Raw genomic sequence first — 14,109 nt, 5'->3', positions numbered from 1 at the left:
ACGCAATGAGATTACGCCTATGAAAACAATAGATAAACTGTCACAAAAATCATTAGCTCTCCGCTATAAACTTGTACAACTGGATTTACAAATTAATCGCCTTCAAGGTCGTGTAAAAGAATTGGAAGACGAAGAACATTTCTGCCTGGCAGATCTGGACTTTCTGAAAATATACATTAAACAGTTAGAACAACTCATTATAGAAAATCCGGACCCGCAACATATTTATGACCAGCCTATACATAAACAAATTGCACAGGCTCGCAATAAATGGAATCGCACCAAAACAAAACTGGCAGAAATCCACAAACGTCAGCAAAACATGTCAAGCATAAAATTGCTTGCTAAGCTCTTTCTAAGAGATCAAGCACAAACACAGTTAGACCAGATACAGGCACTAATCCGGCAAATGGAGAAGAAAAAACGCTCTTTATAGCTTTCTGATATAACCAGTTACACTGAGATTCTAAAAAAACAGGGAAGCAGTTATATCCTGCATCCCTGTTACTTTGCTTTCATATATTAATATCCTACCAGACATTTCAACTTTCACGTCTGGCATATCATCTGAAAACTTAATCCTGCTTATTAGGCAATACAGGCTCATTTCCTATACGATACCACGCGTATCCATATCCAGGCATATCGAATTGATACAGACCTTTTTCATTTGCTTCATTCTGTCTTTTACTGATTAGATCGAAAAGCATATCTCCCCCCGCATCTTTTGCCTCTATCTCTACTTTTTGTGCATCTTCATCAAGATTATGGATTAGTATAAGTCCACTTCCATTCCATTGATACTGCATAACCAATACATTAGGAGAGCCAGAATCCAGAATCTTCCAATCTCCCTGTCCAATATGTGGATTTGATTTCCGAAGATGTATTAATTGTCGGACCCAGTTCAGCATAGAGGATGGATCTTTTTCCTGCGATTTGACATTGACATGAGAGTACCCATATTCTCCCTGGGAAATTACAGGCCGTACCGTTTTGGATGCAGTTGAAAAACCTGCATTGGGTGCATTAATCCATTGCATAGGAGTTCGTACAGACTCCCTTTCCTTCAATGTCAGATCATCTCCCATACCAATCTCTTCACCATAACGTATTACAGGTGTGCTGGGAAGAGAAAATAGAAGGCTGTATGCCAAAGCTAATCGTTTTTGATTATGAAGCATAGGCGCTATACGTCTACGAATACCCCTGTCATACAATTGCATATTCTTATCAGGCCCAAATTCTTTATACACCTTTTCCCGTTGACTGTTACTCAAACGAGCCAGATCCACCTCATCATGATTACGCAGAAACTGTGCCCACTGCACCGGTTGTGGAATATCCTTTGTAGCCTCCAGTGCCTTTGTAAGTGATTTTATTTCTCCGCTAGCCAATGCATAAAACAGATGTTGATTGACATAAAAATTAAACATCATATTCATAGCCTGTCCTTTATCTCCAAAGTAGTTCATATTCTCTTTTGGCTCTATATTCGCTTCTCCCAATATGACACCATCCGGACGTACTTCCTTCACCCAATTTCGCATCTGAACCAGTTTGTTGTACTCATGCTCAAAATTTTCACCTTTTGTCTGAGGAACTTCAATATAAAATGGAACAGCATCTAACCGGAACCCTGCAATACCTTTTTTGAGCCAATATTTTATAATTTTTTCTACTTCTGCCACTACTTCAGGATTCTGAGCATTGAGATCTGGTTCAAAATCATAGAATCGATGCAGATAATATTCGTTTGTGAGAGAATCCAGTGTCCATATTTCTTTTTGTACACCAGGAAATACCATTCCCTTATTTTGATTGGCAGGTCGTTTTGACTTCCAGACATACCAGTCACGATAAGGAGAATCTTTGCTTTTACGGGAGGCCTTAAACCAGGAATACTCATCAGATGTATGATTAATGACCAGATCCATCAGTATCCGTATGTCCTGCTTTTTAGCTTCTGAAATAAATTCTGAAAAATCATTGAATGTACCGAACCGTTTGTCAATGCCATAGAAATCAGAAATATCGTATCCATCATCCTTATTGGGAGTAGGCTGAAAGGGGGCCAGCCAGATAGCGTCAACATCCAGTGATTTCAGATAATCTAACTTTTGTGTCAGGCCTTTAAAATCACCTACTCCATCACCATCTGAATCATAAAATACTTCGACATCAAGTGTATAAATCACACTGTTCTTATACCATGTTTTTGTACTGGAGCCTGCACGGCTCAGACTAGAATCTTTATGTAAAACAGATGTTGGCATGACCAGCTTAAATGAGGAAGCAGGTGTCTGAGACCCTGAAAAAAATAGTTGCAGTAAAATCAAAGGCAGAACCAGCCAGCCAAGGCGAAAAGGAATGTTTTGCATGGCTAAAGTAAAATAATGAATATAGGAACGAAGTATAGTTTAAATAGCCTGTCTGTATATAAAAGACAAGAAGTAATCCGTTTCCGGATTACTTCTTATTCCCTACTGGGTCCATCACATGGTTTACATTAATTTTCACCTTATTGCCTGTTTCAGCAGCTTCAAAGATAGATTGCACAATACCGACATCACGCATCCCCATTTCACCTGGTACACGGGTGGGCTTATTGCTGATAATACAGTTGGCAAAGTCATCCATCTGAAGGGTTTGCTGAGGCACATTTGGCAAGTCCATTTTGCCACTACTTGTTTTTCCTTCAATCCCCTTATACTCATAGGCAGGATCAAGTTCTAACCATCCTTTAGTACCTTCTGCCCTTAGCTTATTAAACTTTTCATTAAAGCTCACTTTGCAATCAGCTGTACTGCCATCTGCAAACTGAAACTGGAAATTCATTCCTTCTTCAATCAGTTTAAACTTCTCTACATCTGTTTTAGGATGATACTTGGCAGTTACAGATACAGGAATTTCTCCTTTGGTATAAATAGCTGCCTGAGTACAATATACACCCAGATCCCGCACTGGCCCACCGCCTCCTACTCCACGGCCTAACCGCCATGGACTTTCTTCACTCTGAACCTGACCATCATCACAGATAATCTTTTTGATATCACCTATTAGCTTGTTTTGTCCAATCTGCATGACATTCTGATGGTGTGGCTCAAAGTGCAGACGATACCCGATCGATAGTTTCCTGTCAGCTTTTTTGCAGGCATCAATCATTGCCTGGCATTCCTGTACAGTCATAGCCATAGGCTTTTCACAAATCACATGCTTACCTGCTTTTGCGGCTCTGATCACATATTCCTCATGCATAGGATTAGGCAAAACTATGTAGACGATATCTATATCTGGATTATCTGCAATCCGGTCAAAAGTCTGATAGTTATATACATTTTTGTCCGGTATATTATATTTCTTTTTCCATTTTTCAGCCTTTTCCGGAGTACCTGTAACAATTCCAGCCAGTTTGCAGAGTTTTGTTTTCTCCAAAGCTGGCCCCAACTCACCTTCACTATACTTACCCAATCCTACCAGAGCAACACCTAATTTTTTACCTGATTGTAAGGCTTCTGTTATGGCATCTGCCGGACCTGGAATTGCACCTGTATCAAATGAATCAGACCCACCTGCCATAGCTGAAAAATAAGGTAGTATCAGAGCGCCAGACCAGAAACCAAAAGAAAGATTTTTCAAGAACCTCCGACGATTGTACATAGACATTTCATCCTGAAGAGATAGCTGATTGAGATTTTTCATACCGAAAAAATTTAGACTTGTATTGTTGAAAAAATAAAGAATGATGGCCTCAGAACATGCTTCTGATTGTCAGACAAACTTGCTTAGTATAGAGGAAAAACGTACTAAATACACTTAATGCTTTCGTTTGTATTTGAGTGAAACAAATAAAAAATCATTCCTAACAAGCTTTTGATAGGATCTATAAAAATTTATAGATACAACATTGCCGATGATGTAGAAATCAAGGCTTTGTCTGTAGAGAAGACAGGACAAAAGAATGTTTCAGAGGAATTTCACACAGTGTATCATATTTATTTTGACCGCATATGCCAGTCTGCATTTTACAGAAAACCACAAATCTCACCCGCATCAGAGGTATAATTCTTTAGTGGATATGTCTTTTATTCATTTAAACATCCTTACCACTATGCAATTACAAACCATTGCCCAACTGGACCAACTGATTGGAGAAACCTATCAGGAATGTATTGAGGCTTGTTCTACCTGTGCCCTAGCATGTGATGCCTGTAGCAGTGCATGTCTTAGAGAGCAAAATCTGGAAATGCTACGTGAATGCATTGAACTGAATCAGGACTGCTCCCGTATCTGTTCTCTTGCAGCAGATTATATGACCCGAAATCGTCCATGGACTGATCAGGTCTGCCTGCTTTGTGCTGATATTTGTCGGGCATGTGCTGAAGAATGTGAAAAACATGCATCCATGCACGAACATTGCAGACAATGTGCCCAGGCTTGTCGCCAATGTGAAGAAGTCTGCCGACAGATGTTTACTGCTTAAAAACAACAATTTACAAGACAGAGGTCTTTGGAGACTGCTAGTCTTTGAAAGACTTCTGTCGTATATAGTCACAAATATATCTTTCTCCATTTTTACCAGTTGATTTTTCTATTTCTTTGATCTCTCCTACAGATCATGTACATTCCATTGCATAATCACAAACCATTTCATACAAACAACTTATCATGAACAAATATACCTATCTTATTATAGGTGGCGGTATGACCGCTGATTCAGCCGTTCAGGGAATCAGAGAACTTGATACTACAGGGAGTATAGGTATACTCACAATAGAGACTCACCCTCCTTATGATAGGCCTCCATTAACCAAAGCCCTATGGAAAGGAGAGGATGAGAAAAAAATATGGCGACATACAGAAAATTATCAGGTATCTATCCATTATTCAGTTCAGGCAACAAAGATTGATCGTACGAACCGGATTGTTACAGACCAGCTAGGCACACAGTATAGTTATGAAAAACTACTGTTTGCTACAGGTGGTACGCCACGCCATCTGTCAGGAGGATCAGATGAAATACTATACTATCGCAATTATAATGATTATCATACCTTAAAATCACTGGCAGAATCAAAAACAAACTTCATCGTCATTGGAGGAGGATTTATAGCCTGGGAAATTACTGCGGCCCTCGCTTTAAATAACAAAAAAGTCACCATGCTCTTTCCTTCCGCAGGTATTGGTGCTAATCTTTATCCAGCCAACCTCTCACAATTTCTGAATACCTACTATACCCAAAAAGGAGTTACTGTTCTTCCCCATGAATCGGTCACTTCAGTTGCCAAAGAAGGAGACACTTTGGTAGTTCAGACTCAGAAAGGACAAAAGCTGACAGCAGATATTGTCATAGCCGGTCTGGGTATTGAACCCAATACATCTCTGGCTCAGGAAGCAGGACTTACTGTCAACAACGGAATCGCTGTAGACCCTAACCTTCGTACAGAAGATGAGTCTATCTATGCAGCAGGTGATGTAGCTAATTTCTATAGCCCTGCCTTGAAAAGAAATGTACGCTTTGAACATGAAGACAATGCCAATGCCACAGGTAAACTGGCAGGCAGAAATATGGCTGGAGCAAGTGAAACGTATAACTATCTGCCATTTTTCTATTCTGATCTGTTTGATCTTGGCTATGAAGCGATTGGTGATGTCAACAGTTCATTGGACATTGTGGAAGACTGGGTAGAAGAATTTCAGCAGGGAGTAATTTATTATCTGAAAGAGGATATAGTAAAAGGAGTTTTATTGTGGAATGTATGGGGTCAGGTAGATGCAGCTCGTGAATTAGTTGTATCTCAACAAAAGATAGATCCCATTACCCTACGAGGAAAGATTCGCTAAAACTCACATCTATAATCAGCATTCATGTTAAGCTATTCGTTTATCAGATTTCCGATATTTTTCTTTCCCTATCAGAAATCTGATAATTCGTACAGCCTATCAAAATTCTGATAGTTGGAAATTCTGATAAAACTCTATACACGTCTACACATGTGATGCTATAAATATCACTCTGTAATTAATCAGAACTCCGATTAGTTACAGGGACCCTACTTTCTTCCCGGATACAGTAAGAACGATTCTATAGAGAGGCAGATAGATTCCACTCTATATGCAACTTATTTACCTGTTTCTATTGTTGATGGCAATATAAAACGCGCAAACAACCCTAAAATAAGTCAGTAGCATTCTCATGGCTGAAATAAAAGAAGAAAGGCGGCTCGGGCTTCTCCAGGCGACTGCTATCAATATGACCGATATGGTAGGCATAGGACCATTCATTACATTACCTATGGTAATCCATATCCTGAATGGCCCCTACTTTTTATATGCATGGCTGGCAGGAGCTGCGCTATCCATGGTAGATGCAATGATCTGGAGTGAATTGGGAACAGCTTTTCCCAAAGCAGGAGGCTCCTATAACTTCCTGAAAGAGACATATGGAAAAAATGGGATGGGCCGGTTAATGAGCTTCCTGTTTGTTTGGCAAACCATGATTCAAGCGCCACTGGTAATCGCCTCTGCCGCCATCGGCTTTGCTGGTTACTTTTCCTATCTGGTTCCTTTAACATTGCTGGAATCCAAACTGATTAGTGGAAGTGTAGTCATATGCATTGTCATCCTACTCTTTCGCAAAATTGAAGCAATCGGCAAAATAAGTGTTTTGCTTTGGGGAGCCGTACTCTTTACCATGCTCTGGATTATCGGAGGCGGAATCACACATGGGAACTTTCTGGCACCAGTTAAACATATCAACGATGGCCTTACTCTGGATATGACGTTTGTAGCAGCCTTGGGCTTTGCCTCTGTCAAAAGTGTATATAGTTATCTGGGTTACTATAACATCTGTCATCTTGGAGGAGAAATTATTAATCCATCCAGAAACATTCCCAGAAGTATGTTTCTCTCTATTACTGGTATTGCGTTGTTATACCTGTTAATGAATATTAGTGTAGCTAGTGTAATTCCCTGGCAAGTAGCCAAAGACAGTGAATTTGTCATCAGTTTGTTTATGCAACAGCTGGCAGGTCCCAAAGCAGCTACAGTAATTACCTGCCTTATTTTGCTGGTATCATTTGCCTCTGTTTTCTCAGCTACATTAGGTTATAGTCGTATTCCATATGCTGCGGCAGCTGATGGAGCATTCTTTAAAGTTTTTGCCCGGTTACATCCTACAGGACATTTTCCATATGTATCATTACTGGTATTAGGAACTATTGCATTTGTATTCAGCCTGCTTTTTAAACTAAGTGATGTAATCAGCGCCATTCTGTCTATGCGTATACTTATACAATTTATAGGTCAGGCGGTGGGATTATATCTGCTTAGAAAACAAAAACAGACAACATTCCCATACAAGATGCCTTTCTTCCCTATCCCTATAGTACTGGCTATTATTATGTGGGCAGGAATTCTGATTTCTACAGGATTTAAAATGGTTGCAGGAGGCCTTACAGCTATAGTGATTGGTACAATAGTATATTTTATCAAGGCACGCCTTAATCAGGAATGGCCGTTCGTTCCCTCTTCCATACCAGCACCTCTCATAAGCAAGATTTCTTCGGAACAATAAATAGAAGTGTATTTATTGGATAAACTATCAATTTTACAGTGCGCATAGTTAGGTTCATGTTGTTAGTTTGATCTAAACTATATGCATCAACTTTTTACAGTTTATTCTGCTTAAAAGAAATTCTTGAGGTTAAGTCAACACATCAACGATTTTGTAGTGAACTCTAGGCGAAACAATTTTGATCCAGACAAATTATAAACCAACTCTCTTAACCACATATGCATGGTTTAGTTCAAGCAACCTTTGTAGAGCAAAACTATATGCATGATCCTTTCATACTAACGTTTCAGCCTAAAAATCGGACGTCTTATAATCCAAAAACAAACGAAAATCATATTCCCAAAAATAGCCTATGGCATACTAAGAGATATCCTTTCTTTTTACAAAAGACTTTTTGGATTCTTCCTTCTCTTACCTATTTTTAATCACCGGATTTCATTCAATTCTTTCTTCTTATGATCCAAAAAATAACTCACCTGAGTGTATTTCTTCTTCTGAGTCTCTCGGGTATAGCTCAAGATGTTTCGAACTCTGTCTGGCATGTACAGGCAAAGAACATAGACCCTAATAATTATTATGGTGTTACAGTTGCCAATGGTATGATTGGTATTGTGTCTTCTGCGGAACCACTTAAAGTAAAAGACATTGTATTGAATGGTGCCTTTGATACATATGGACGAGGTCGGGTATCAAATATTATGAAGACTTTTGATTTTGCCAATATGGACATGGATGTAGATGGGCAGCGTCTGGATCGGAAACGCATTCAAAATTATGCTCAGACATTGGATATGCAACATGCATCACTGACCACAACATTTGACCACACCGATAAAATTTCTGTTAAACAGACTATCTCTGCCTTGAGGCATCTGCCTCATACAGCTTTGATGGAAGTGGAAATCACAGCCAAAAAGGATGTATCAGTAACCCCTCATAGCGTTTTATCTGCACCAGATATGCTTCGGGATGTCAAAAACTTCTACCACCTTATTGATCGTCCACATTCTCTGATTCCATTGATTACCTCTGTAGCAAAAAGTCCTACAGGTAAAAATACAGTAGCTGCATCTAACAGTTTTATCTTTGAAGAGGAACGGGGCAAAGAGCCAGCACTTATCCATGAAGAATGGGATTACGGATTACATCGACTTAAGTTTACCATTCAGCTAAAAGCAGGGCAAACCTATCGCTTTGCAGTAGTTGGATCTACTACATCCAGTGAACATGTAGCAGATCCACACAATGAAGCCGAACGACTCACAATCTTTGCAGCTCTGGAACGTACCGAACGTCTTAAAAAACGACACACAGAGGCATGGAACAAACTTTGGGAAAGTGATATAGTGATTGAAGGAGACGCATATGTACAACGGGATGTACATTTTGCTTTATATCACCTTTATTCTTTTGCTCGTGAAGGTACAGCCTATAGCCTCTCCCCTATGGGTTTATCCGGACTAGGCTACAATGGACACGTATTCTGGGATACCGAACTTTGGATGTATCCACCTCTGCTGGTACTACATCCCGAAATTGCCAAATCTCTTTTGGAATACCGTTTCCAACGACTTGAAGAAGCGAAAAACAATGCCTTCAGCCACGGTTACGAAGGAGCTATGTTTCCTTGGGAATCGGATAATGAAGGACAGGAATCTACTCCCGTATGGGCACTTACTGGCCCCTTCCAGCACCATATCACAGGAGACATAGGATTTGCATTCTGGAAATACTATCAGGTTACCAAAGACAAGATATGGCTAAGAGATCGTGGATATCCTTTATTAAAAGAAGTAGCAGACTTCTGGGCAAGCCGTGCAGAGAAAGGGAATGATGGGAAGTATCACATCATTAATGTAGTCTGTGCAGATGAATACGCAGAGAATGTAGATGACAATGCATTCACCAACGGTATGGCGAAAGAAGTGCTGGGGTATGCAGCAGAGGCTGCCAGAGAACTAGGTGTGACACCTAATCCCAAATGGGTAGAAGTAGCAACAGGCCTGGTTATTCTAAAACTGGACAATGGAGTAACTCGTGAACATGCAACCTATAATGGTGAAATAATCAAACAGGCTGATGTAAACTTACTGGCCTACCCTCTTAAAGTGGTTACCGATATAACTCAACTCAAAAAAGATCTGGATTATTATGAGGCTCGTATGGATAAAAATGGTCCGGCAATGAGCTTTGCTATTTTATGTCTGCTCAATGCGCGCTTGGGAAATACAGAAAAAGCATATCAATTGTTTAGCCAAACTTATAAACCTAATGAAGTACCTCCCTTTGGAGTAATTGCCGAGACTGCTGGCGGCACCAATCCTTATTTTGCCACAGGTGCAGGAGGATTCCTTCAGACACTTCTTAATGGATTTGGAGGACTTGATATCACCAAAGCGGGTATTGTGCAGTTAAAAACCAAGATTCCTGCCCAATGGAAATCACTAACCCTAAAAGGGATTGGAGTGGACAAAAAAACATTTGTTGTAAGATAATAAGGTATGTATCAAAAGGATGTTGTGAGCAATTACAACATCCTTTTGATAACCCTTAGTTAAAACCCATTAACAAGCGTTTAATCCTAACAGATAATGGATCATAAGTAAAAACCAAACCATATACTGTTTCACCAGGTTTTATCTCACGATTGATCAGACTATATTTACCTAACTCTTCCACAAACCGCTTATTAACATTACCTGCAACCATCATATTACGAATCACAAGACCTGGACCAACTACATAACCAATAGGAAAGCTATTAGTGACAGTGGTATGACCATATGAATCAGTAGAATAGAAATACGGTCGAAGAAGTGTCAAAGGTGCATACAACAGATAGATAGCACTCTTTTGTTTGAGTTGTTTGTAGGCAAAAAGAGGGTCTAAAGTCTTAATTTCCTGATCTCCAGCATATAGCTTAAGATTCTTATTAAAAGTAACAGATTAATCCGAACGGTTGTTTTTTTTATAACAACGACCTCTACTCCCTTTTTATCTTCTTTCCTGGCATATTTACCGTTCCCAGCTATACGTAAAGCCCTGTATTGATATGAGAAAGTAATAGTACTATCCTCAACTGTTTTAATATAACTTACTGAAGGAGGTTTTATGGGCTTATACGATGAGGCGCAACTGGTAAACAAAATACCTACAACTGCAATTAAAGCATAGTGTAGATTTTTTTTCATCTACAGACGGCTTTGTGAAAACTACTGCAAAAAACTACTTCATTTCCATATTCACAAATAACTGAGTAACATCCTCTTTATTTACTTATTTATTTTTCCTATACCTAATCTAGCTATCAAAAAGAATGCTTCTGTTAACTGTACAGTTATTACAGTTCATACAATACAATATTAGGCATACTGTAGTCGTCTACCTGCATTATCTTAACCACATTAAATTTTCACTTCATCTCCTATGCGAATCATCAGAAGAATACTCAGGGTTCTCTTTCTTCTGTTTGCTATTTTAGGTATTACAGTATTTCTATTTATGCGACAAAAAACATTTGGCAGAAATCCGGAAGGAAAGAGACTTGAAAAAATCAACCAATCGTCCAATTACAAAGATGGAATCTTTCAGAATCTATCGCCGACAGAGGTTACACTCAAAAATGCATCCATGACAAAGATGCTGAAGGACTATTTCAACAAGCCCAAAGACACAGCTCCTTCTGCTTTGATTCCTTCAGTCAAAACAGATCTACACACACTATCCGATGACAAACCTACGATTGTCTGGTTTGGACACTCTTCTTATCTGATTCAATATCGGGGCACTCGTATTTTGGTAGATCCGGTATTTAGTGGGTATGCATCTCCGGTGTCATATTTCGGAAAATCATTTCCAGGATCAGATATTTATACTGTCTCTGACTTTGGAAACATTGATATGTTAATTATCACCCATGATCACTATGATCACATGGATTATAAAACCATAACTCAGTTTGCGCCAAAAGTAAAATCATTTTATACAGCACTGGGTGTAGGCTCTCATCTGGAATTCTGGGGAATTCCTGTCAGCAGAATCGTTGAGTTCGACTGGTGGGACCACCAGAACATTGCGGATAGCATTCATCTTATAGCTACCCCAGCCCGGCATTTCTCTGGACGAGGGCTGGTTCGAAATAAAACCTTGTGGACATCTTTTGTATTGCAGCTTTATGACAAAACCATTTATATAGGTGGTGACTCAGGATATGATACCCACTTCAAATCCATTGGCGATAAGTATGGTCCGTTTGATATTGTTATGCTGGAGTCAGGCCAATATGGATCGGACTGGCCCTACATACATATGTTTCCGGAAGAAACTGTGAAAGCAGCCCAAGATCTGAAAGCCAAAACGCTACTACCTGTACATTGGGGAAAATTTGTACTCGCCAATCACGCGTGGAATGAACCTATCCAACGAGTAGTACAAAAAGCAAAAGAAGAAAATATGCCACTGACTACTCCTAAAATTGGTGAGCCTATTTATTTGGGAGAAGCGTATCCAAATCAAATGTGGTGGAAATTTTAATGTACTAAAAGGCAAAGCAATAGCAACATGAAGGATGCTACAGGAATATAGAAGCCTTTTGCTAAAGAATTTCGATAAAAGAGACTAAAAAATTATATCTTTCCTTTTTCAATGTATAACTGCGTCATCTGATTGCATGAATTTTCTGGCACACTTGTATCTATCTGGTACTTTCGATGAGGCAATGATAGGCAACCTAATGGCCGATTTCATTACAGGCCGAATCAGAGAAGATATACCTCAGAAAATACGGGAAGGTATAGTATTACACAGAGAGATCGACTCTTTCACAGATTCTCATCCTGTAGTCAGGAAAGCTAAACATCAGCTTTTTCCTGTTTACAGACATTATGCCAGTGTAATTACAGATGTGTTTTATGATCATTTCCTGGCTACTCATTGGCAACAATACCATCCTGAACCCTTAGAACAGTTTGCAGCCAAGATCTATCAGTTTCTGACCGAAAAAGAAGAATTACTCCCGATAGATATGCTTCCAGTAGTACATGCGATGAAACGGCAAAACTGGTTGGTCAATTATGGAACACTGGAAGGTATAAACCGCACACTTACCAACACAGCAAAACGCACAAAATTTGCTTCAGGAATGGAACACGCAGTAGATGACCTTCAAAAGGACTATGATTTTTATCAGGAAAATTTTCGTGAATTTTTTCCTGATCTGGTACAACATGTTGATCGTGTGAAAGCAGCCTAACTGAGGCCATATACTCATTGAATAGTTGTACAAAGAAAAATGGTTATATCTTTGCGACCTAGCAATGATAAATTAATCCATAATGGAAAATCCCTGGAAAACGCTTTCTACAAAAGAAATTTATACCAATCCCTGGATACAGGTAACAGAAAGCCAGGTTGTAAACCCTGGTGGCGGCAATGGAATCTATGGTGTAGTACACTTTAAAAACAAAGCTATCGGTATTGTACCAGTAGATGAAGAAGGTTGTACCTGGCTGGTAGGTCAGTATCGTTATCCACTCAATGAATATTCTTGGGAGATTCCGGAAGGCGGAGGTCCGCTAAGTGAAGATCCGCTCGAATCCGCAAAGAGAGAACTGAAAGAAGAAACAGGGTTTACCGCCTCACAATGGACATTAATCAGCCGTATCCATACTTCTAACTCTGTCTGTAATGAAGAAGGATTCATTTATCTGGCACAACAGCTAACAGCAGGTGAAAGTCAGCCAGAAGAGACAGAAGAATTGATTTTACGCAGAGTGCATTTGAAGGAAGCCATTGAGATGGTTATGCAGAATCAGATCACAGATTCTCTAAGCATAGCGGGACTTTTGAAAGCCTCACGTATTCTCAATATCCATTAAGATATAGTACAATAAGAAAGCAGAATCTTTTCAGACTCTGCTTTCAATTGGTTTCGCTATAAAAAATGGAATTTTATTCTTTCGTTGTTGAAAAACGGATGGGTAAAGATACCTCTGTTGCAATGGCTTTTCCATGATACTTGGCGGGTAACCATTCCGGAGAACTTTGTACCAGACGAATAGCTTCTTCATCACAGCCACTACCAATACCACGAATTACCTTTATATCTTCAATTGAACCATTGGCTAATACTACAAACTGTACAAATACTCGTCCCTGTACCCCCGCAGACAATGCCGCTTCCGGATATTTCAGATTTTCACGTACATGTTTGTAAAAAGCATCTAGTCCATTCTTTGGGTGTGCCTCCTCATCTACAAAGATGAGATCTGCCTTAGGAGCCGAAGCCGTCTGTGCGTTTGCAGGCAATGCCATACCTAATCCGGCCAGACACATAGTGCCATAAATCTTTGCCCAGGCATTAAACTGAAAATCAGCTTTCATAGTTGTAGTAAATAATAATACAATACAAATATCCGAAATAGAAAATCAGCTTGCTTTTACATTTACTGCAATACATTATCTATGTAGTAAATGTCATAATAAATGAAATCCGGAGACTGTCAGACTTCGTACATTTTTAAGCATAAAACCTT

12 protein-coding genes are annotated in these 14,109 nt (G+C 39.4%); 8 read left to right on the top strand and 4 right to left on the bottom strand.

Annotation, left to right across the window (positions count from 1 at the left end; genetic code table 11):
* Window positions 1–19 precede the first annotated feature (19 nt).
* Window positions 20–436, top strand: a complete 417-nt coding sequence (locus tag QNI22_RS14495; protein WP_314511591.1) for a hypothetical protein — start codon at window positions 20–22, stop codon at window positions 434–436.
* A 139-nt stretch (window positions 437–575) separates the two neighbouring features.
* On the opposite strand, the gene QNI22_RS14490 is transcribed toward QNI22_RS14495, so the two are convergent.
* Both QNI22_RS14490 and QNI22_RS14485 read right to left on the bottom strand, forming a co-directional pair.
* Window positions 576–2,381, bottom strand: coding sequence for an alpha-amylase family protein (locus QNI22_RS14490; RefSeq protein WP_314511588.1), 1,806 nt, complete (start codon window positions 2,379–2,381; stop codon window positions 576–578).
* A gap of 88 nt (window positions 2,382–2,469) precedes the next feature.
* On the bottom strand, window positions 2,470–3,702 hold the full coding sequence (locus QNI22_RS14485; RefSeq protein ID WP_314511586.1) for a Gfo/Idh/MocA family protein: 1,233 nt from the start codon (window positions 3,700–3,702) through the stop codon (window positions 2,470–2,472).
* Window positions 3,703–4,111: 409 nt separating this feature from the next.
* Between QNI22_RS14485 and QNI22_RS14480 the strand changes: the two genes are divergently transcribed.
* From QNI22_RS14480 to QNI22_RS14465, 4 genes are all read left to right on the top strand, one after another.
* Window positions 4,112–4,483, top strand: a complete 372-nt coding sequence (locus tag QNI22_RS14480) for a four-helix bundle copper-binding protein (protein ID WP_314511584.1) — start codon at window positions 4,112–4,114, stop codon at window positions 4,481–4,483.
* A gap of 185 nt (window positions 4,484–4,668) precedes the next feature.
* A complete protein-coding gene (locus QNI22_RS14475; protein ID WP_314511582.1) occupies window positions 4,669–5,844 on the top strand; it encodes an NAD(P)/FAD-dependent oxidoreductase in 1,176 nt (391 codons plus the stop codon).
* Window positions 5,845–6,196: 352 nt separating this feature from the next.
* The gene (locus QNI22_RS14470; protein ID WP_314511579.1) at window positions 6,197–7,576 is read left to right on the top strand and encodes an APC family permease; all 1,380 of its coding nucleotides are present in this window, start codon (window positions 6,197–6,199) and stop codon (window positions 7,574–7,576) included.
* Window positions 7,577–8,031: 455 nt separating this feature from the next.
* The gene (locus QNI22_RS14465; protein WP_314511577.1) at window positions 8,032–10,071 is read left to right on the top strand and encodes a kojibiose hydrolase; all 2,040 of its coding nucleotides are present in this window, start codon (window positions 8,032–8,034) and stop codon (window positions 10,069–10,071) included.
* A 55-nt stretch (window positions 10,072–10,126) separates the two neighbouring features.
* Here QNI22_RS14465 and QNI22_RS14460 read toward each other — a convergent pair whose 3' ends face one another.
* Window positions 10,127–10,399: a hypothetical protein gene (locus QNI22_RS14460; protein ID WP_314511575.1), complete on the bottom strand. Its 273-nt coding sequence runs from the start codon at window positions 10,397–10,399 to the stop codon at window positions 10,127–10,129.
* Window positions 10,400–11,077: 678 nt separating this feature from the next.
* Between QNI22_RS14460 and QNI22_RS14455 the strand changes: the two genes are divergently transcribed.
* The 3 genes from QNI22_RS14455 to QNI22_RS14445 all read left to right on the top strand — a co-directional run bounded on the left by QNI22_RS14455 (window position 11,078) and on the right by QNI22_RS14445 (window position 13,452).
* On the top strand, window positions 11,078–12,109 hold the full coding sequence (locus QNI22_RS14455) for an MBL fold metallo-hydrolase (protein ID WP_314511572.1): 1,032 nt from the start codon (window positions 11,078–11,080) through the stop codon (window positions 12,107–12,109).
* A gap of 136 nt (window positions 12,110–12,245) precedes the next feature.
* Window positions 12,246–12,827, top strand: coding sequence for an acyl carrier protein phosphodiesterase (locus tag QNI22_RS14450; protein WP_314511568.1), 582 nt, complete (start codon window positions 12,246–12,248; stop codon window positions 12,825–12,827).
* Between the two features lie 82 nt (window positions 12,828–12,909).
* The gene (locus QNI22_RS14445) at window positions 12,910–13,452 is read left to right on the top strand and encodes an NUDIX domain-containing protein (protein ID WP_314511567.1); all 543 of its coding nucleotides are present in this window, start codon (window positions 12,910–12,912) and stop codon (window positions 13,450–13,452) included.
* A 73-nt stretch (window positions 13,453–13,525) separates the two neighbouring features.
* On the opposite strand, the gene QNI22_RS14440 is transcribed toward QNI22_RS14445, so the two are convergent.
* Entirely contained in the window at window positions 13,526–13,957 is a 432-nt protein-coding gene (locus QNI22_RS14440; RefSeq protein ID WP_314511564.1) for an energy transducer TonB, read from the bottom strand.
* Window positions 13,958–14,109 lie beyond the last annotated feature (152 nt).

Origin of the sequence: Xanthocytophaga agilis (assembly GCF_030068605.1) — a bacterium.
Lineage (GTDB): Bacteria > Bacteroidota > Bacteroidia > Cytophagales > 172606-1 > Xanthocytophaga > Xanthocytophaga agilis.
Note: the sequence above shows the minus strand (reverse complement) of the source record. Positions and strands in the feature narration are given on the sequence as shown.

What these genes read in the sequence shown, in the direction of transcription:
- QNI22_RS14475 (WP_314511582.1), top strand. Translation starts at nt 4,669, where the DNA reads ATGAACAAATATACCTATCTTATTATAGGTGGCGGTATGACCGCTGAT.
- QNI22_RS14465 (WP_314511577.1), top strand. Translation starts at nt 8,032, where the DNA reads ATGATCCAAAAAATAACTCACCTGAGTGTATTTCTTCTTCTGAGTCTC.
- QNI22_RS14450 (WP_314511568.1), top strand. Translation starts at nt 12,246, where the DNA reads ATGAATTTTCTGGCACACTTGTATCTATCTGGTACTTTCGATGAGGCA.
- QNI22_RS14440 (WP_314511564.1), bottom strand. Translation starts at nt 13,957, where the DNA reads ATGAAAGCTGATTTTCAGTTTAATGCCTGGGCAAAGATTTATGGCACT.
- QNI22_RS14455 (WP_314511572.1), top strand. Translation starts at nt 11,078, where the DNA reads ATGCGACAAAAAACATTTGGCAGAAATCCGGAAGGAAAGAGACTTGAA.
- QNI22_RS14485 (WP_314511586.1), bottom strand. Translation starts at nt 3,702, where the DNA reads ATGAAAAATCTCAATCAGCTATCTCTTCAGGATGAAATGTCTATGTAC.
- QNI22_RS14445 (WP_314511567.1), top strand. Translation starts at nt 12,910, where the DNA reads ATGGAAAATCCCTGGAAAACGCTTTCTACAAAAGAAATTTATACCAAT.
- QNI22_RS14490 (WP_314511588.1), bottom strand. Translation starts at nt 2,381, where the DNA reads ATGCAAAACATTCCTTTTCGCCTTGGCTGGCTGGTTCTGCCTTTGATT.
- QNI22_RS14480 (WP_314511584.1), top strand. Translation starts at nt 4,112, where the DNA reads ATGCAATTACAAACCATTGCCCAACTGGACCAACTGATTGGAGAAACC.
- QNI22_RS14470 (WP_314511579.1), top strand. Translation starts at nt 6,197, where the DNA reads ATGGCTGAAATAAAAGAAGAAAGGCGGCTCGGGCTTCTCCAGGCGACT.
- QNI22_RS14495 (WP_314511591.1), top strand. Translation starts at nt 20, where the DNA reads ATGAAAACAATAGATAAACTGTCACAAAAATCATTAGCTCTCCGCTAT.